Here is a 16,647-nt window from a genome sequence, read left to right on the forward strand (position 1 = left end):
TTACTCAGGTGCACACGCTGGTTTTTGTCTATGGCAGTTTGCGGCGGGATCAGTCGAATCATCACTGGATGAAGGGGGCGACCTTTCGCGGGGCGTGCCGTTTGCCCGGTTTTGAGATCTATGATCTGGGCCCCTATCCGGCGGCTCTCAGGCAAGTGGCGACTGAGACCAGTGTGTTGGGTGAAGTCTTTGCCGTGGAAGCTGAGACTTTTAGGTCACTGGACATTTTGGAAGGGCTCGGAGAGGAATATTGCCGGGAGCAGGTGATGACTCCATATGGAGAAGCCTGGATTTATCTGTACCTGCAGCCATTGGGACAGGCACCACGGATCCCGGAGGGAGACTGGGTACGCTGGCGAGACCGTGAGCCAGCACCTTCTGGTCACTGTCGCTGAGCAACAAAAAAACGCTCCCTCGGGAGCGTTTTTTACGGGTCTTCATTCACGAAGCAGGATTATACCAATCGCAGTAAATCATTGGTCATCCTAGCTTGTTCAAATGCTCGATAACTGCGTTAGATTTTTTAATTGTAGAATAACTACTCATCTAAAAAATCCGCCTTATTCTCAAACATTTTTCCTACGCTATTTCTGATCACTGACTTACTTTGATTGGTATTATTTTTCCTGAGCGCGTTTGAAAGATTCCAGAATTTCAGCTTTCGCTGCTTCAACGTCTGCCCAACCGTCAACTTTCACCCACTTACCGGATTCCAGCTCTTTGTAGCGCTCGAAGAAGTGTGTGATCTGAGATTTCAGCAGCTCAGGCAGATCGTTCACATCTTTGATGTGATCGTATTCTTTGCTCAGTTTGCTGTGCGGAACTGCAACAACTTTTGCATCTTCACCAGATTCGTCAGTCATTTTCAGCACGCCAACCGGGCGGCAGCGAATCACTGAACCTGGCTGTAGCGGGTAAGGGGTCGGAACCAGAACGTCAACCGGGTCACCGTCCAGAGACAGGGTGTTGTTCACGTAACCGTAGTTGCAAGGGTAGAACATTGGTGCAGACATGAAACGGTCTACAAACAGTGCGCCAGAGTCTTTATCAACTTCGTATTTGATTGGATCCGCGTTCGCAGGGATCTCGATGACAACGTAGATGTCTTCTGGCAGTTCTTTACCTGCAGGGACGTTGTTCAGGCTCATGATAGATTCCTTCATTGTTTCAGATGATTTTGTCGCCGGGAATTATAACGAGTCGCTGTAAAAAAAACAGCTTCAAAGACACAGACTGCCCAGATGGGGAAGTGAAGGCGAGATGAAATGCCCGGCAGAAAGCCGGGCATTGGAAAGGTTATTCCGCGTCCGGAAATTCTTTCAGGAAGCTTTCCACTTTGCGAACCATTTTGGTGGAACCGACAAAGAACGGCACACGCTGATGTAGTTCGGTCGGTTTCAGTGCCATGATGCGGTTTACACCGTCAGAGGCCTCACCGCCAGCCTGTTCAATCAGGAAGGCCATCGGGTTGCATTCATACAGCAGGCGCAGCTTACCGTTTGGATGTGTGGCTGTGCTTGGGTACAGATAAATACCGCCTTTTAGCAGGTTACGGTGGAAATCTGCCACCAGTGAGCCGATATACCGTGAAGTATACGGACGATCATCTTCCGGCACATTTTCCTGGCAGTACTTGATGTATTTTTTCACACCCTGAGGGAAACGGATGTAGTTGCCTTCGTTGATCGAGTAAATACGGCCGTCTTCAGGGATGGTCATATTTTCGTGAGACAGGCAGAACACACCCAGAGACGGGTCATACGTAAAGCCATGTACGCCGCGGCCCGTGGTGTACACCAGCATGGTTGAAGAACCATAAATGATGTAACCGGCAGCCACCTGCATGTCGCCCGGCTGCAGGAAATCTTCCATGGTCGCCGGGCCGCCCACAGGGGAAACGCGACGGTAGATCGAGAAGATTGTGCCGACGGAAACGTTTACGTCAATGTTCGAAGAACCATCCAGTGGGTCCATTAAAACAACGTACTTCGCTTCACGGTTCAGTTCTTTGTTGAAGACAACCAGCTCATCTTCTTCTTCACTCGCGACACCACAGACCTGACCTCGGGCTTCCAGAGCTGCTTTGAACTTATCATTGGCATAGACGTCCAGTTTTTTCTGGGCTTCACCCTGAACGTTTTCGCTGCCGACGTCGCCGGTAATATCAACCAGACCTGCTTTATTGATTTCACGGTTGACGATTTTGGCCGCCAGTTTAATGGAACCCAACAGGGAAGACAGTTCACCGCTGGCATGGGGGAAGTCGTGCTGATTCTCGACAATGAACTCGCCAAGGGTTCTAATATCGGACATATACAATCCTTGCATCGTGTTGTCATGGGGGTAGAAATGTTAGGTACAATGCCTCTTTTCGGACAATTGAACTGTACCCTCGGCCACTGGCCAGTTATTGTTTGACTGCAATTGTATATAAAGATCTTTTTTATGGTAACGAAGTAACACTGAAGCGTGGTCGTAACCTATTTTTTGTTTGTGAGCCGACAGTTATGCATATCCATATTCTCGGAATCTGCGGCACTTTTATGGGCGGAGCCGCCATGCTGGCGAAGCAGCTTGGCCATAAAGTGACCGGTAGTGATGCCAACGTTTATCCGCCGATGAGCACCATGCTTGAATCGCAAGGGATTGAAATTATTCAGGGCTATGACCCGGGCCAACTGGATCCTGCGCCCGATCTGGTGGTGATTGGGAACGCCATGAGCCGCGGCAACCCTTGTGTCGAGTATGTCCTGAATAAAAATCTGCGTTATACCTCCGGGCCGCAGTGGTTGCAGGAATTTTTGTTACATGACCGCTGGGTGCTGGCGGTGGCCGGTACGCATGGCAAGACCACGACGGCCAGTATGCTGGCATGGATTCTGGAAGACTGCGGTTATCAGCCTGGATTTTTAGTGGGCGGCGTGCTCGGAAACTTCGGAATTTCCGCACGGTTAGGGGAAAGTTGCTTTTTCGTCGTGGAAGCGGACGAATACGATAGTGCTTTTTTCGATAAACGTTCTAAGTTTGTTCATTATCGACCACGAACGCTGATTATGAACAATCTGGAGTTCGATCACGCAGATATTTTTTCGGATCTGGCCGCGATACAGCGTCAGTTCCATCATTTAGTCCGGACTGTACCGGGCGAAGGCAAGATTCTGACACCGAAAGGCGTGCCTGCGATTGAAGAGACGCTGGCCATGGGGTGCTGGAGTGAGCTGGAATACAGTGGTGAAGATGGCCACTGGCAGGCACGCAAAGCCACCGCAGACGGCAGTGAATTTGAGGTGTTATTTGAAGGCAGCGTTGCCGGAACCGTCTGCTGGGATTTGGTGGGCGATCATAATGTCAGTAATGCCCTGATGGCGATAGCCGCCGCCCGGCATGTGGGAGTGACTCCGGAGCTGGCCTGTGAGGCACTGGCTCGTTTCGTCAATACCAAACGGCGTTTAGAGTGCAAAGGTGAGCAGGGCGGCGTGACTGTTTACGATGATTTTGCCCATCACCCGACCGCCGTGGAACTGACACTGGGCGGATTGCGCGCCAAAGTTGGTGATTCGCGCATTCTGGCGGTGCTGGAGCCGCGCTCGAACACCATGAAGCTGGGTGTCCATAAAGCGGATCTGGCCCCGGCTCTGGCGGCTGCGGATGAAGTTTTCCTGTTCCAGCCGGACACGATTCCCTGGTCGGTTCAGGAGATCGCTGATTTGTGTGTGCAACCGGCAGTGTGTGAAGCCGATTTGGATGCACTGGTCCAGCGTATTGTTGCACAGGCGCGTCCCGGAGATAACATTCTGGTGATGAGTAATGGCGGCTTTGGCGGGATTCACGACAAACTGCTGACCGCACTGGGAGAAGCAAATGCAGGATAAACGCATCACGCTGGCATGGACCGGCGCATCAGGCGCACCTTATGGCTTACGCTTGCTGGAATGCCTGCTGGCGGCGGATTATCAGGTCTATCTGCTGATTTCCTCAGCGGCGAGAGTGGTGCTGGCAACTGAGCATGGTCTGAAGTTACCGGCTGGGCCGGAAGCGGCACAGGCAGCACTGGCGGAGCACCTGAACTATCAGGGTGATCAGCTGGTGGTTTGCGGCAAGGAAGACTGGTTCTCTCCAGTGGCATCCGGTTCTGCTGCGCCAAAGAAGATGGTGGTCTGTCCGTGCTCTGCCGGGACACTGGCATCCGTTGCACACGGCATGTCCGACAATCTGCTGGAGCGGGCTGCTGACGTGGTGCTGAAAGAACGCGGACAATTGCTGATGGTGGTTCGCGAAACTCCGTTTTCGTCATTGCACCTTGAGAATATGCTCAAGCTGTCGAATCTGGGAGCGACCATCATGCCAGCGGCGCCTGGTTTTTATCACCAGCCGACCTCCATTGACGATCTGGTTGATTTCATGGTGGCGCGGATCCTGGATCATCTGGGAGTCGAGCAGGGACTGGTGCCTCGCTGGGGGTACGACCACCGCACCTAACCACCGCAACTCAGGGTTAACTGCCGGGCGGTTTCAGGACCAGAATCTGGCCCGGTGCATTTTCCACGACTTTTGCGGCAACCGATCCCAGCATCAGCTTATCGACTTTGGTGCGCTGATGGCTGGGCATAATAATTAAATCAGCTTTGATCTGACGGGCATGATCAACAATTGTGCTCCAGGGTTTCCCTTCCGAAACAGTCTCGACATGCTGAACCCCCTCAGGAATATGGGTTGCAGCAAATTCCCTCAGTTTCATCTGGGTATCCTGCATCATTTTCCGGGCTGCGTCTTTGGGAAAATAACTGGAGACCATAGCCATATGGATGCCGGGCAGCACGTTCAGTAAATGAATGATCCCACCGGAACGCTGTGCATGCCAGACGGCCAGTTCGACCGCTTTATCACCAAATCCGTTCTCATTGAGATCGACGGGCACCAGAATGTGTTGATACATAGGCGTTTCACCTTGTCAGAAACCCACAGGCGTTGCTGCCTGTGGGTGAGTTTGCATATTCTGACTCAAGTTTAGCCTTGATTGGCGTTTTGCGGGGGTTCAACTTTGCGCTGCGATTCCAGATTGGCTTTGCGGCGTTGATTCCAGCCCAGCAATGCCAGTAAGGCCAGTGTCGGAACGAAGACCCATTCTTTCATCGGTCGGGCCGCAGGCAGGCTGACCGTCACAATCTCCCAGCCAAAATCGATCCCGGCTTGTTCCGCAGGACTGCCGAATTCCACCAGTTCTACGATCATCTTCTCCCCATCCTGTTTCAGCATCAGGCCGGTGGACGCGATTTTCTCATTGGGATCGACGGCAGCTGCATCAAAGGGCAGCAGCACATGCTTGGTGACTTCATCGCCCAGCAGATCCATGCCGGTGGCCTGGACTTCAAGCGGCTCACCAACAGCCAGTTTATCGGCGGCATCCACAATCAGGGTGCCCGGCATTTCGTGCTTCGGCGGGTAAACCATATCCCACCAGAATCCAGGCCGGAACAACGAGAAGGTAATCAGCAGCAGCAAGATAGTTTCCCACCACTTCACTTTGGTGAACCACCATCTTTGGGTTGCTGATGAGAATGTCAGCATTGCGATCACGGCGGAGATCACCGTCAGAAGCAGGTGCCACCAGGTATCAATATCCATCAGCAGTAACTGGGTATTGAAGATGAACATGAAAGGCAGGATTGCCGTTCGGATGTCATAGGTAAAGCCCTGAATACCGGTACGGATCGGGTCACTTTTCGCAATCGCAGCCGCAGCAAACGCCGCCAGACCAACCGGCGGTGTATCGTCTGCCAGAATCCCGAAATAGAACACGAACAGATGCACAGCCAGCAATGGAATGATCAAGCCGTTCTCTGCGCCCAGCGTCACAATGACTGGTGCCATCAGCGTGGAAACGACGATGTAGTTGGCTGTTGTGGGCAGGCCCATGCCCAGGATCAGACTGATGACTGCGGTGAACAGCAACATCAGCATGATGTTCCCGCCGGAGATGAACTCGACAAAATCCGTCATGACCAGACCGACACCGGTGAGGGTGACCACACCAACGATGATCCCGGCAGCAGCAGTCGCCACCCCAATGCCGATCATATTGCGTCCACCGGTGACCAGGCTTTCCAGCAGGTCGTGCCAGCCTTGTTTTCCGGCTTCTGCTAATGTCTGCTCTTTGGTGAACAACGCCAGCAGCGGTCGCTGGGTCAGCAGGATAAAGATCATGAATACCGTGGCCCAGAACGCAGACAGACCCGGAGAAAAACGCTCTACGGTCAGGCACCAGACCAGCACCACGATGGGCAGCAGGAAGTACAATCCGGATTTGACCGTTGGACCGGGATCCGGCACTTCGGTCAGTTCCTGATCCGGATCTTCAAGTAAATGATCCTGATAATTGGCTGCAACCCGGAGCAGGGCGATATAGGCGATCAGGATCGCCACAGCAATGATCGGTGTGGCCGCAGCGCCAAAGACATCCTTTGTCCAGCCAATGCCGTAATACACGATGGCACTGAGAACAATAAGCCCGACAATGGTACCGGTGAAAGAAAGTAGTTTCTGCGCCAGGGTTGGCTGGTAATGTCTTGGCAAGCCCGTCATGCCCGCCTTGCAGGCTTCCAGGTGCACAATATACAGCAGCGCAATATAGGAAATCAGTGCCGGTAAGATGGCGGCTTTGATGACCTCAATATACGAGACCCCGACGTACTCCACCATCAGGAAAGCCGCAGCCCCCATGATCGGCGGTGTGAGTTGTCCGTTTGTGGATGCTGCCACTTCGACGGCACCGGCTTTATAGCCCGGGAAACCGACGCGTTTCATCAGCGGAATTGTGAATGTGCCCGTCGTCACTACGTTGGCAATGGATGATCCCGACACCAGACCGGATAAACCCGATGCGACGACTGCTGCTTTGGCGGGGCCGCCACGCATATGGCCCAGCAGGGAGAAGGCAACTTTAATAAAGTAAGCCCCGGCCCCGGCCCGTTCCAGCATGGCACCGAACAACACAAACAGGAATACGAACGCAGTCGAGACCCCCAAGGCGACGCCGAAGACCCCTTCTGTGGTGAGCCACAGATGCGACATGGCTTTGTTCAGGCTGGCACCTTTATGTGCGATGACATCCGGCATGTATGGGCCGGCGAAAGTGTAGAGCAGGAATACGGAGGCCACCACCATCAGTGGCGGACCCAGTGCACGTCTTGTCGCTTCGAGCAGCAAGATCATGCCTGTGACTGCAACGACCACATCCATGGTGGTTGGTGCCCCGGCACGGCCGGATAAGGCCTCATAGAATAAAAAGATATACGCAGCCGAGAAGCTGGCCAGCAAAGCAATCACCCAATCCTGGAGGGGAATTTTGTCTCGGGGTGAATGTTTCAGTGCCGGAAATGCCGTGAAGGCAAGAAAGATGGCAAATGCCAGATGAATGGAGCGTGCTTCAGTATCGTTAAAGATACCGATATCAAAAATAAAAGGCAGCGGTGAGGCGTACCACAGCTGGAATAATGACCAGCACAAAGCAACAGTCCACAGGATTCTGCCTTGTAAACCGTCGGGATTGCGAGCGCCGGTATCCGCCTGTGCCACCATGTCCTGGACATCGTTATGGTCGGTTTTTGTCATGCTACTTCCTATATGATCAGGAGCGATCCGGAGTTATATCATTGAGGCTTATTATGAATTCTAGACAGGGTTAGTCTAAAGGCGTGTTCGTTTTTTGTGCTACGTCAGACAAAAAGTGCACCGTATAAACGGTGCACTGGATTGAAATCAGCACAAAGAGGCTTATTTGATCAGGCCGACTTCTTTGTAGTATTTCTCTGCACCTGGATGCATTGGAATTGAAATGCCGGCTTTCAGCATGTCTTCTTTTTTCAGGTTCGCGAAGCTTGGGTGCAGACGCGTAAAGACGTGGAAGTTTTCGAACACGGCTTTCACCACGGCATACACGGCATCGTCAGACACTTTGGTTGAACTCACCAGTGTTGCAGCAACACCAAAGCTGTTAACGTCGTTATCTGTACCGCGGTACATGCCACCCGGTATGGTCGATTTCGCGTAGTATGGATTGTCGGCCACTAATTTATCGATGGCAGCGCCTGTCGCAGGAACCAGTTTAGCGTCACACGAAGTGGTTGCTTCTTTGATCGATCCGTTCGGGTGGCCGACCACGTAAACAAAGGCGTCGATCTTGTTATCACACAGCGCCTGAGAACGCTCCGAACCTTTCAGCTCAGCAGCCAGTTTAAAGTCATCTTTGTTCCAGCCCATCGCATTCATCACGACTTCCATGGTGGCACGGTCGCCTGAACCCGGGTTACCGATGTTCACACGTTTGCCTTTCAGGTCATCGAGGTTGTTAATGCCAGCGTCGGTCCGGGCGATGATATTAAAGGGTTCTGTATGCAGCGAGAAAACAGCGCGCATCTCTTTATAAGGACCCATTTCTTTAAATTCACTGGTGCCGTTGTAGCCGTGATACTGCCAGTCGGATTGCACCACACCGAAATCCAGTTCCCCGGCACGCATGGTGTTCACGTTGTAGATTGAGCCACCGGTTGATTCGACGGAACAGCGAATGCCGTTGGTTTTACGCTCGTTGTTCACGAGTTTACAGATTGCGCCGCCTGTCGGGTAATACACCCCGGTGACAGAGCCTGTACCAATGGTGATGAATTCTTCTGCGTGCGCCAATCCGGACGTCATGACGGTCGCAGATAATGCGCTGACTTTCAGCAGTTTTGAAAATGCCATTGTGATCCCTTCCTGTTGTGTTCATTCTTATCAGCTGTGAGCGGCAATCCGGCTCGCAATGCTTTAAACAAATCAAAGAGATAATAGCAAACGTTTTGGATGAGTTTAAAACTTTGTAAATGCCTTTTTGTCAAAAAGTAATGAGATTGCGACATCAGACAGGTTCAGAAGAGCATAATTATCCACTCTTGTTTGAAATCAGGCGCGGGCAGAACGGGGAAAATGAGAAGGGAATTGATGTTTGCCCTCTCTATGGTTCAGAGAGGGCAGCGTGCAGACTCAGGCTTACTTGCTGTAATCAAACAGCGAGCAGACCGAATCGAACAGCTCTTCTGAAGTGGTGTTCAGGGTCGGGGTGATAAAAATCGTATCATCACCAGCGACGACTCCCAGAATGCCCTCAGCGCGGCCCAATGAATCCAGCAGACGGGCAATGACCTGCGCTGCGCCTGGTCCGGTGTGGATCACCACCATGGCATGGTTATAGCCAACCTCCATCACCAGCTCTTTCAGCGGGCTGCTGATTGTCGGCACTCCCAGTTCAACTGGCAGGCAGTAAACCATTTCCATTTTGGCGTTGCGGGTCCGCACAGCGCCAAATTTCGTCAGCATCCGTGACACTTTCGATTGGTTAATATTATCGAAACCCTGCGCTTTCAGGGCGTCAACGATCTCGCCTTGAGAGCTGAATTTTTCTTCCTTGAGTATGGCTTTGAATGCTTTTATCAAGCGTTCTTGTTTATCAGAGCTACGCATAAGTAAATTTCATGTACAGGGAGAGGGGCCATATTTTGTCACAACCTCTTAGTCAGTAGCAAACAGTGTTCATTCAAAGTTGGGACTAAGTTACTGTTATGAGTTTAGTCGATTGCATAATTATTGAGTAAATCACTTTTTTGGCATGATGTTTACTGAATATGTTGAAAAGAAAATGTGACGCCTGCCTGCGTAACATCGCAAAGCTGAGGGGGTATGATTGTTTTTTTTCGGGGCTTCCTATACCGTCTTGATGCCCGAGAAAATGAAAAATATCCGATTCAGGGTGACAACATTGGGCCTACACCTGATGTCAGTGCGAAGGGTCTGTCTGTTGAACCCTGGGGGCTTTGAGCTTTTGGGATGACGAAAGATCAAGAGCCCCTCATATCTATCGTAAAGGAGAACGAAAATGAAAGTTGCTGTTATTGGTGCGGCTGGCGGTATCGGCCAGGCTCTGGCTCTGCTGCTGAAAAATGAACTGCCTGCCGGCTCTGACCTGGCACTTTATGATATTGCCCCTGTGACCCAGGTGTTGCGGCTGATCTGAGCCACATCCCAACGCCAGTTTCAATCAAAGGCTATGCCGGTGAAGATCCAACACCAGCACTGGAAGGTGCGGATGTGGTGCTGATTTCTGCAGGCGTGGCGCGTAAGCCAGGTATGGATCGTGCCGATCTGTTTAACGTCAATGCCGGTATCGTAAAATCTCTGGCCGAGAAAATTGCCGTTGTTTGTCCGAAAGCGTGTATCGGCATCATCACGAACCCGGTAAACACCACTGTTGCCATTGCTGCTGACGTTCTGAAGAAAGCAGGTGTTTACGACAAGAATAAACTGTTCGGTGTGACCACACTGGATATCATCCGTTCTGAAACTTTCGTGGCTGAACTGAAAGGTCTGGACCCACGTGAAGTGAAGGTGCCGGTCATCGGCGGTCACTCTGGGGTGACGATTCTGCCCTTGCTGTCTCAGGTTGAAGGCGTGACGTTCACAGAAGAAGAAGTGAAAGCGCTGACCCCACGGATTCAGAACGCGGGCACCGAAGTGGTTGAAGCGAAAGCGGGCGGCGGTTCTGCAACCCTGTCTATGGGTCAGGCGGCTTGCCGTTTTGGGCTGTCTCTGGTTCGTGCCCTGCAGGGCGAGCAGAACGTGATTGAGTGTGCCTACGTTGAAGGCAACGGCAAACATGCCCGTTTCTTTGCACAGCCAGTACGTCTGGGTAAGAACGGTGCGGAAGAAGTGCTGGATTACGGCTCACTGAGTGCGTTTGAGCAAGAAGCACTGGACAGCATGCTGACAACGCTGAAAGGTGACATCGAGCTGGGCGAAACCTTCGCTGCGAAGTAAAACTGTCTTGCGTGATCCGGCCGACCAACCGGTATCGATCAACAAAGCGGCCTCAGGCCGCTTTGTTTGTTTTGGGCTCCGGAATTCATCCGGCTGGTTTCAGTAATAATCGCTACATCCGCCATGCAATTGCGGCTCGTCTTTTAATTCACTGCACTGAATATGGATCCGTTTGTGATCCTTCAGGTTTTCAATCAGCGCGGTGTCATGATCCGGATCGACTTCGATCACTTCTGCGATCCCTTGCGGGTATTCGACCCACATGCCCTGTTTCACATCTTTGGTTTGCATGCTGACCTCCGACGAAGAAGATAAAGGGTTTCCCTGCTCTGATAACTATAGTGCAGGCCAAAATATCGCGCGCGGAAGCAGAAATGGGTGTGGGAGCAAGTCGCGGCCTGAAGAACATCAGGCCGCAAAAAAGGGGCATCACAAAAAGGAATTACTTGGTGCGATTGACCGACAGGTGCGCCAGTGCTATCAGGGCGGTTTTGTAGTCGCTTTCAGGCAGCACAGAGAGCGCTGCAATGGCTTTTTCTGCCTCTTCCTCAGCACGTTGCTGGGTGTAGGCCAGAGAGCCGTGCTCTTCCATACAGGCGAGAATCGGTTGCAGTTTGTCCAGACCGTTGCCTTGCTCAATGGCTTCACGGATCATCGCAGCCTGGGCCGTATTTCCGTGTTGCATGGCGTGGAGCAGTGGCAGGGTCGGTTTCCCTTCTGCCAGATCATCCCCAACGTTCTTGCCCATTTCTTCGCCGTCTGCACTGTAATCCAGTACATCGTCAATCAGCTGGAATGCTGTGCCCAGATACCGGCCATATTCCTGCAGTGCCAGCTCGACAGATTCGGATGCATCCGACAGGATCGCCGCGACCTGAGTGGCGGCTTCAAATAAACGTGCAGTTTTGGAATAGATGACCTGCATGTAACTGGCTTCGGTGGTGTCCGGATCATTACAGTTCATGAGCTGTTGGACTTCACCTTCAGCGATCACATTGGTGGCCTCACTCATAATGTCGAGGATCCGCAAGGATCTCAGGCTGGTCATCATCTGGAAAGAGCGGGTATAGATATAATCACCAACCAGCACACTGGCAGCATTCCCGAAGGCGGCATTGGCAGTGGCTTTCCCGCGGCGCATGTCTGATTCGTCCACCACATCGTCATGGAGCAAAGTGGCGGTATGAATGAATTCAATAAATGCCGCTGCCGTGATGTGTTTTTCGCCTTGATAACCAAGTGCCCGGGCGGCCAGAATGGCAAGGATGGGACGCAGGCGTTTACCACCGCTGCTGACGATATAAAATCCCAGTTGGTTGATCAGGGCGACTTCTGAGGTCAGTTGTGCCTGAATCTTTGCGTCAACCGCCGCCATATCATCGGCGGTGAGTGCTTGGATAGTTTTGAAATCCATGATACATCCAGCAAAATTGTAAGCCGTATCGGCGCATTCAAAATAGAAAGATGCAGGCATACTACACTAAAACCTTCTCAGCTTCCTAACCTCCAGTCATGCAAATTGAATGACTTTTTCTGCTGAGCAGCTTTTCGCCAATTTTCTTTAGCCAACGGCTTGCCAAGCAGCACGATTTCCAGTAATATTCGCGCCCTATTGATGACAAGATTAAGCGCATACCCATTGCCCAAATTTTGCCGTGGCAAGTGGCCTATGCGGATAAGCGGAGTAAGACATGTACGCTGTTTTTCAAAGTGGTGGTAAGCAACACCGAGTGAGCGAAGGCCAGACCTTACGCTTGGAAAAACTGGACGTTGAAACTGGTGCGAACGTTGAATTCGACAAAGTTCTGCTGGTTGCTAACGGTGAAGAAGTAACAGTTGGTGCACCATTCGTTGCGGGTGGTAAAGTGACTGCTGAGGTTGTGACACACGGTCGTGGCGATAAAGTTAAAATCGTTAAGTTCCGTCGTCGTAAGCATTCTCGTAAGCAAATGGGCCACCGTCAGTGGTTCACTGAAGTCAAAATCACTGGCATCAGCGCTTAAGAATTAGGAGAGTTTAGAGATGGCACACAAAAAAGCTGGCGGTTCTACTCGTAACGGCCGTGACTCAGAAAGTAAACGCCTAGGTGTTAAGCGTTTCGGTGGCGAATCTGTTCTGGCAGGTAACATCATCGTTCGTCAGCGCGGTACTAAGTTCCACGCTGGTACTAACGTAGGTTTGGGTAAAGACCACACTCTGTTCGCTCTGACTGATGGCAAAGTGAAATTCGAAGTGAAAGGTCCACAAAACCGTAAATTCGTTTCTATCGAATCTGCTGAATAAGTTCAGTTTCGTGAAGAACGTGAAAGCCCTGCCAATTGGCGGGGCTTTTTGTTATGGAGCAGGATGGCCTCATCCTCGCTGCCAGTGGGCATTGCCTTGCCCTGAGAATTATTCCGATTGGTATTACAATAAAGACAGTCAGGCGGCGTATGCCCGTGACTGACGACGTGAACGCCAGAGTGCGGAGAATAAGATGAAATTTGTAGATGAAGCGGTAATCCGGGTGGATGCAGGTGACGGCGGTAACGGTACTGTCAGCTTCCGTCGCGAAAAGTATGTCCCGAAAGGCGGCCCTGATGGCGGCGATGGTGGTGACGGCGGCGATGTGTATCTGCTGGCGGACGAGAACCTGAATACACTGATCGATTACCGTTTCGAACGTTTTCATGCGGCGGAGCGCGGTGAAAATGGCCGTGGCGGCAACTGTACCGGTAAGCGCGGGAACGACCGTGTTCTGTCTGTACCGGTGGGAACCCGAGCGGTGGATGAAGAGACCGGTGAGGTGATTGCCGACCTGACCAAGCACGGCATGAAAATCATGGTGGCCAAAGGTGGTTTCCATGGTCTGGGCAACACCCGCTTTAAATCGTCCGTAAACCGGGCACCACGCCAGAAAACCATGGGCACCAAGGGTGAGATTCGTCATCTGCGCCTTGAGCTGCTGCTGTTGGCTGACGTGGGGATGCTGGGCTTGCCGAATGCGGGTAAATCGACCTTCATTCGTGCGGTTTCTGCAGCGAAGCCAAAAGTTGCGGATTATCCGTTTACCACACTGGTCCCAAGCCTGGGTGTGGTGCGTGTGGATAGCGAGCGCAGCTTTGTGGTGGCCGACATTCCGGGCCTGATCGAAGGGGCTGCTGACGGCGCTGGTCTGGGGATCCGCTTCCTGAAGCATCTGGAGCGTTGCCGCGTGCTGCTGCACATGATCGATCTACTGCCGGCGGACGGCTCGGATCCGGTTGAAAATGCCTTTACGATCCTCAATGAGCTGGAGCAGTACAGCGAGAAGCTGGTGAACAAGCCGCGTTGGATCCTCTTTAACAAGGTGGATTTGTTGCCGGAAGAAGAAGCGCAGGAAAAGATCCAGGAAGTGCTGGAAGCGCTGGCATGGGAAGACAAGTATTTTTGTATCTCTGCCCTGAACCGGACCGGTATCAAGCCGCTGACTTATGAGCTGATGGATCTGATTGCTTCTATTCCTCAAATCGTCGAGGAAGAGGAAGAAGTCGAAGAGACCAAGAAAGTTGACTTCAAGTGGGATGACTACCACGAGCAGCAGCTGAAGAAAAATGCCAAGCAAGACGATGACGATGATGACGACGACTGGGATGACTGGAATGAAGACGACTATGATGTCGAAATCATTTACAAGCCATAACGGCCGTTGATCTGAAAACCGCTCTCAGGAGCGGTTTTTTTGTGCCCCATCAAATTGAATTTTCTCTGAGCAGAGATAATGCACAGCGAGCATGGAAGCAGAGGGAGTCACAGGATGCAGCCAGTCATACTGAAAATGGAACGGGATATCGCCCGGATTGTCGCACAGGTCGGCCAGCGGTTATTACAGCATGGTGCGGAATCTGCGGTCGTGGTGGATGTCAGTCAACGTGTGGGGCTGGCACTGGGCGTGGATGAGGTCAATATTGCGCTGACCGCGAATGCCATTGTGGTAACCGTCCATGTTGAAGGGCACTGTCTGACGACCACACGTCGCTGCCGGGATCATGGGATCAATATGGCGGTGGTGATCCGGATCCACCACTTGTGCATCATGGCGGAAAAAGGGCTGTTGGATCCGGACAGCATGGCAAAACGCCTGGCGGCGATCCAGCCTCAGCGTTATCCGCCGCTGGGAGTGATCCTGATGATCGGTCTGTCCTGCGCCGCATTCTGCCTGCTGGCTGGTGGCGACTGGATCCTTGCGATGATCACCTTGACTGCCGCCTCTGCTGCCATGGCCTTGCGACTCTGGATGGCGCATCATCACTTTAACCCACTGCTGACTTTCGCTGCTGCTGCGTTTGTGGCGACTGCGGTATCGGCATCTGCTCCTTTATTTGCGCTGGGGAATGAGCCCTTTCTGGCCATGGCCTCGTCCGTGCTGTTACTGGTGCCCGGCGTTTATGCGTTTAAAACCATGATTGCCCTGGTGGATCTGAATCAGCATGGCTTTTCCCCCGAGATCTGGCAACGCATGGCGGAAAACGGGATCACCGCAGCCTTTACTGTGGCAGCCCTTGCAATTGGACTGGCAATGCCCGGCCTAATGTTTTATCGTCGCCGACCAGTGATTTAAAAGGAGTGAGACGCGTGAAAATCAGTATGGTCGCCGCGATGGCAAAGCACAGAGTGATTGGCAAAGATAACGCGATGCCCTGGCATTTACCGGCTGACTTCGCCTGGTTTAAAAAAGTGACGCTGGGAAAACCCATTGTGATGGGACGTAAAACGTTTGAGTCCATCGGTCGTCCTTTGCCGGGTCGTCATAATATCGTGATCACCCGCAACCCGGATTATCGGGCGGAAGGGGTGACGGTGGTGACTGATCTTCACGCTGCCCAAGAGGCGGCAGGCGCGGTTGAAGAGTTGATGATCATTGGCGGTGGCAGTGTGTATGCTGAATGCCTGCCGATGGCCGATGCGCTGTATCTGACGTTGATTGATCTGACGGTTGAGGGCGATACCTGTTTTCCAGATTGGGGAGCGGGCTGGAAGCAGATTTACAGCGAACACTATGCGGCAGACGAAAAAAACGCGCATGATATGGAATTTGTCGTACTTGAGCGTGAGTAATCCTGCTGCTTGCGATTTGGCCCGTGCGTGAACACGGGCCGATGTGAATTATCCGGCCATCGGTGCCAGCGCCAGCGAGGCACCCAGCAGCATGAGAACACTGCCAATGGTCCGGTTGATGATGCTCTGACGACGGAGCATGGCAGTCCTGAGAGATGCCTGCGAGAAGAAGATCGCCACCAGACTGAACCACACCCCATGTGCGCTCGCCATAAAGAGCCCATAACCCAACTGGACCCATACCGAGGTGTCCGGGTTCACCACTTGCGTAAAAGTACTGAGCACAAACAGCGTCGTTTTCGGATTGAGCGCATTGGTCATCAATCCCTGTCTGAAGGCAGCAAATCCGGAAGGGGCCAACGGCATCTCTTCAGGGCCCTCTAAGTGTGTTCGGGTCCGTAACGTACTGAATCCGATATAGATCAGATACGCCGCGCCGAGATACTGGATGGCCGTGAACAGCGTTGGGGAGGTGGCAATGAGGATACCGATCCCCAATAGGGTGTAGCCGACATGAATCAACACACCAGCAGCGATGCCCAGAGCAGCCAGTAGGCCTGCTTTCCGGCCACACAGATAACTGTTCCGGGTGACCATGGCAAAATCAGCCCCCGGACTCATCACGGCCAGCACAGTAATCATCACGACGGCAAAAAGTTCTGTCATTTCAGGTTTCCTTTACAAATATTCAAGTCATCATGCAGTTGATTTCGTCTTATTGTT

General features: G+C 52.3%; 17 protein-coding genes and 1 pseudogene. 9 read left to right on the top strand and 9 right to left on the bottom strand.

Annotated features, from left to right (window positions below):
• The first annotated feature begins 8 nt into the window (after nucleotides 1-8).
• On the top strand, nucleotides 9-395 hold the full coding sequence (locus KDD30_RS01015) for a gamma-glutamylcyclotransferase (RefSeq protein WP_211646977.1): 387 nt from the start codon (nucleotides 9-11) through the stop codon (nucleotides 393-395).
• A 222-nt stretch (nucleotides 396-617) separates the two neighbouring features.
• Here the strand turns inward: KDD30_RS01015 and ppa are convergent, their stop codons facing one another.
• Both ppa and fbp read right to left on the bottom strand, forming a co-directional pair.
• Complete coding sequence (gene ppa, locus KDD30_RS01020) at nucleotides 618-1,148, bottom strand: inorganic diphosphatase (protein ID WP_211646978.1); 531 nt, start codon at nucleotides 1,146-1,148, stop codon at nucleotides 618-620.
• Between the two features lie 148 nt (nucleotides 1,149-1,296).
• Nucleotides 1,297-2,313: a class 1 fructose-bisphosphatase gene (gene fbp, locus KDD30_RS01025; protein ID WP_211646979.1), complete on the bottom strand. Its 1,017-nt coding sequence runs from the start codon at nucleotides 2,311-2,313 to the stop codon at nucleotides 1,297-1,299.
• A 194-nt stretch (nucleotides 2,314-2,507) separates the two neighbouring features.
• Between fbp and mpl the strand changes: the two genes are divergently transcribed.
• Together mpl and KDD30_RS01035 are read left to right on the top strand one after the other, a co-directional pair.
• Complete coding sequence (mpl, locus tag KDD30_RS01030; protein WP_211646980.1) at nucleotides 2,508-3,872, top strand: UDP-N-acetylmuramate:L-alanyl-gamma-D-glutamyl-meso-diaminopimelate ligase; 1,365 nt, start codon at nucleotides 2,508-2,510, stop codon at nucleotides 3,870-3,872.
• Nucleotides 3,862-4,479, top strand: a complete 618-nt coding sequence (locus KDD30_RS01035; RefSeq protein WP_211646981.1) for a flavin prenyltransferase UbiX — start codon at nucleotides 3,862-3,864, stop codon at nucleotides 4,477-4,479. The genes mpl and KDD30_RS01035 overlap by 11 nt, the downstream gene beginning before the upstream one ends.
• A gap of 16 nt (nucleotides 4,480-4,495) precedes the next feature.
• On the opposite strand, the gene KDD30_RS01040 is transcribed toward KDD30_RS01035, so the two are convergent.
• From KDD30_RS01040 to argR, 4 genes are all read right to left on the bottom strand, one after another.
• Nucleotides 4,496-4,936, bottom strand: coding sequence for a universal stress protein (locus KDD30_RS01040; protein WP_211646982.1), 441 nt, complete (start codon nucleotides 4,934-4,936; stop codon nucleotides 4,496-4,498).
• 71 nt (nucleotides 4,937-5,007) lie between these two features.
• Complete coding sequence (locus tag KDD30_RS01045) at nucleotides 5,008-7,611, bottom strand: TRAP transporter permease (protein ID WP_211646983.1); 2,604 nt, start codon at nucleotides 7,609-7,611, stop codon at nucleotides 5,008-5,010.
• A 162-nt stretch (nucleotides 7,612-7,773) separates the two neighbouring features.
• Nucleotides 7,774-8,742, bottom strand: coding sequence for a TAXI family TRAP transporter solute-binding subunit (locus KDD30_RS01050; protein ID WP_211646984.1), 969 nt, complete (start codon nucleotides 8,740-8,742; stop codon nucleotides 7,774-7,776).
• A 285-nt stretch (nucleotides 8,743-9,027) separates the two neighbouring features.
• Nucleotides 9,028-9,498 (bottom strand): transcriptional regulator ArgR, encoded by a 471-nt coding sequence (gene argR, locus KDD30_RS01055; RefSeq protein ID WP_211646985.1) that lies wholly within the window; start codon nucleotides 9,496-9,498, stop codon nucleotides 9,028-9,030.
• A gap of 412 nt (nucleotides 9,499-9,910) precedes the next feature.
• Between argR and mdh the strand changes: the two are divergent.
• Nucleotides 9,911-10,848, top strand: a pseudogene (gene mdh, locus KDD30_RS01060) (malate dehydrogenase).
• A gap of 99 nt (nucleotides 10,849-10,947) precedes the next feature.
• Here the strand turns inward: mdh and KDD30_RS01065 are convergent.
• Nucleotides 10,948-11,139: a hypothetical protein gene (locus KDD30_RS01065; protein WP_211646986.1), complete on the bottom strand. Its 192-nt coding sequence runs from the start codon at nucleotides 11,137-11,139 to the stop codon at nucleotides 10,948-10,950.
• 151 nt (nucleotides 11,140-11,290) lie between these two features.
• A complete protein-coding gene (ispB, locus tag KDD30_RS01070; protein ID WP_211646987.1) occupies nucleotides 11,291-12,262 on the bottom strand; it encodes an octaprenyl diphosphate synthase in 972 nt (323 codons plus the stop codon).
• 277 nt (nucleotides 12,263-12,539) lie between these two features.
• Between ispB and rplU the strand changes: the two genes are divergently transcribed.
• The 5 genes from rplU (at nucleotide 12,540) to folA (ending at nucleotide 15,924) form a co-directional block, all read left to right on the top strand.
• On the top strand, nucleotides 12,540-12,851 hold the full coding sequence (rplU, locus tag KDD30_RS01075) for a 50S ribosomal protein L21 (protein ID WP_027251813.1): 312 nt from the start codon (nucleotides 12,540-12,542) through the stop codon (nucleotides 12,849-12,851).
• A 19-nt stretch (nucleotides 12,852-12,870) separates the two neighbouring features.
• Entirely contained in the window at nucleotides 12,871-13,131 is a 261-nt protein-coding gene (gene rpmA, locus KDD30_RS01080) for a 50S ribosomal protein L27 (RefSeq protein ID WP_211646988.1), read from the top strand.
• A gap of 193 nt (nucleotides 13,132-13,324) precedes the next feature.
• A complete protein-coding gene (gene cgtA / locus KDD30_RS01085; RefSeq protein ID WP_211646989.1) occupies nucleotides 13,325-14,509 on the top strand; it encodes an Obg family GTPase CgtA in 1,185 nt (394 codons plus the stop codon).
• Between the two features lie 114 nt (nucleotides 14,510-14,623).
• On the top strand, nucleotides 14,624-15,427 hold the full coding sequence (locus tag KDD30_RS01090) for a threonine/serine exporter family protein (protein WP_211646990.1): 804 nt from the start codon (nucleotides 14,624-14,626) through the stop codon (nucleotides 15,425-15,427).
• Between the two features lie 14 nt (nucleotides 15,428-15,441).
• The gene (folA, locus tag KDD30_RS01095) at nucleotides 15,442-15,924 is read left to right on the top strand and encodes a type 3 dihydrofolate reductase (RefSeq protein ID WP_211646991.1); all 483 of its coding nucleotides are present in this window, start codon (nucleotides 15,442-15,444) and stop codon (nucleotides 15,922-15,924) included.
• Nucleotides 15,925-15,972: 48 nt separating this feature from the next.
• Here folA and KDD30_RS01100 read toward each other — a convergent pair whose 3' ends face one another.
• Nucleotides 15,973-16,590 carry a LysE family transporter gene (locus KDD30_RS01100; RefSeq protein WP_211646992.1) on the bottom strand — a complete coding sequence of 206 codons (618 nt, stop codon included), beginning with the start codon at nucleotides 16,588-16,590 and terminating at the stop codon, nucleotides 15,973-15,975.
• Nucleotides 16,591-16,647 lie beyond the last annotated feature (57 nt).

Origin of the sequence: Photobacterium sp. GJ3 (genome assembly GCF_018199995.1) — a bacterium.
Taxonomy (GTDB): Bacteria; Pseudomonadota; Gammaproteobacteria; order Enterobacterales; family Vibrionaceae; genus Photobacterium.

Bases quoted from the DNA above. Each gene is read 5' to 3' on its own strand.
- mpl (WP_211646980.1), top strand. From the start codon at position 2,508: ATGCATATCCATATTCTCGGAATCTGCGGCACTTTTATGGGCGGAGCC.
- ispB (WP_211646987.1), bottom strand. From the start codon at position 12,262: ATGGATTTCAAAACTATCCAAGCACTCACCGCCGATGATATGGCGGCG.
- KDD30_RS01035 (WP_211646981.1), top strand. From the start codon at position 3,862: ATGCAGGATAAACGCATCACGCTGGCATGGACCGGCGCATCAGGCGCA.
- argR (WP_211646985.1), bottom strand. From the start codon at position 9,498: ATGCGTAGCTCTGATAAACAAGAACGCTTGATAAAAGCATTCAAAGCC.
- KDD30_RS01050 (WP_211646984.1), bottom strand. From the start codon at position 8,742: ATGGCATTTTCAAAACTGCTGAAAGTCAGCGCATTATCTGCGACCGTC.
- KDD30_RS01045 (WP_211646983.1), bottom strand. From the start codon at position 7,611: ATGACAAAAACCGACCATAACGATGTCCAGGACATGGTGGCACAGGCG.
- KDD30_RS01090 (WP_211646990.1), top strand. From the start codon at position 14,624: ATGCAGCCAGTCATACTGAAAATGGAACGGGATATCGCCCGGATTGTC.
- KDD30_RS01065 (WP_211646986.1), bottom strand. From the start codon at position 11,139: ATGCAAACCAAAGATGTGAAACAGGGCATGTGGGTCGAATACCCGCAA.
- cgtA (WP_211646989.1), top strand. From the start codon at position 13,325: ATGAAATTTGTAGATGAAGCGGTAATCCGGGTGGATGCAGGTGACGGC.
- ppa (WP_211646978.1), bottom strand. From the start codon at position 1,148: ATGAGCCTGAACAACGTCCCTGCAGGTAAAGAACTGCCAGAAGACATC.
- fbp (WP_211646979.1), bottom strand. From the start codon at position 2,313: ATGTCCGATATTAGAACCCTTGGCGAGTTCATTGTCGAGAATCAGCAC.
- KDD30_RS01040 (WP_211646982.1), bottom strand. From the start codon at position 4,936: ATGTATCAACACATTCTGGTGCCCGTCGATCTCAATGAGAACGGATTT.
- rplU (WP_027251813.1), top strand. From the start codon at position 12,540: ATGTACGCTGTTTTTCAAAGTGGTGGTAAGCAACACCGAGTGAGCGAA.
- KDD30_RS01100 (WP_211646992.1), bottom strand. From the start codon at position 16,590: ATGACAGAACTTTTTGCCGTCGTGATGATTACTGTGCTGGCCGTGATG.
- rpmA (WP_211646988.1), top strand. From the start codon at position 12,871: ATGGCACACAAAAAAGCTGGCGGTTCTACTCGTAACGGCCGTGACTCA.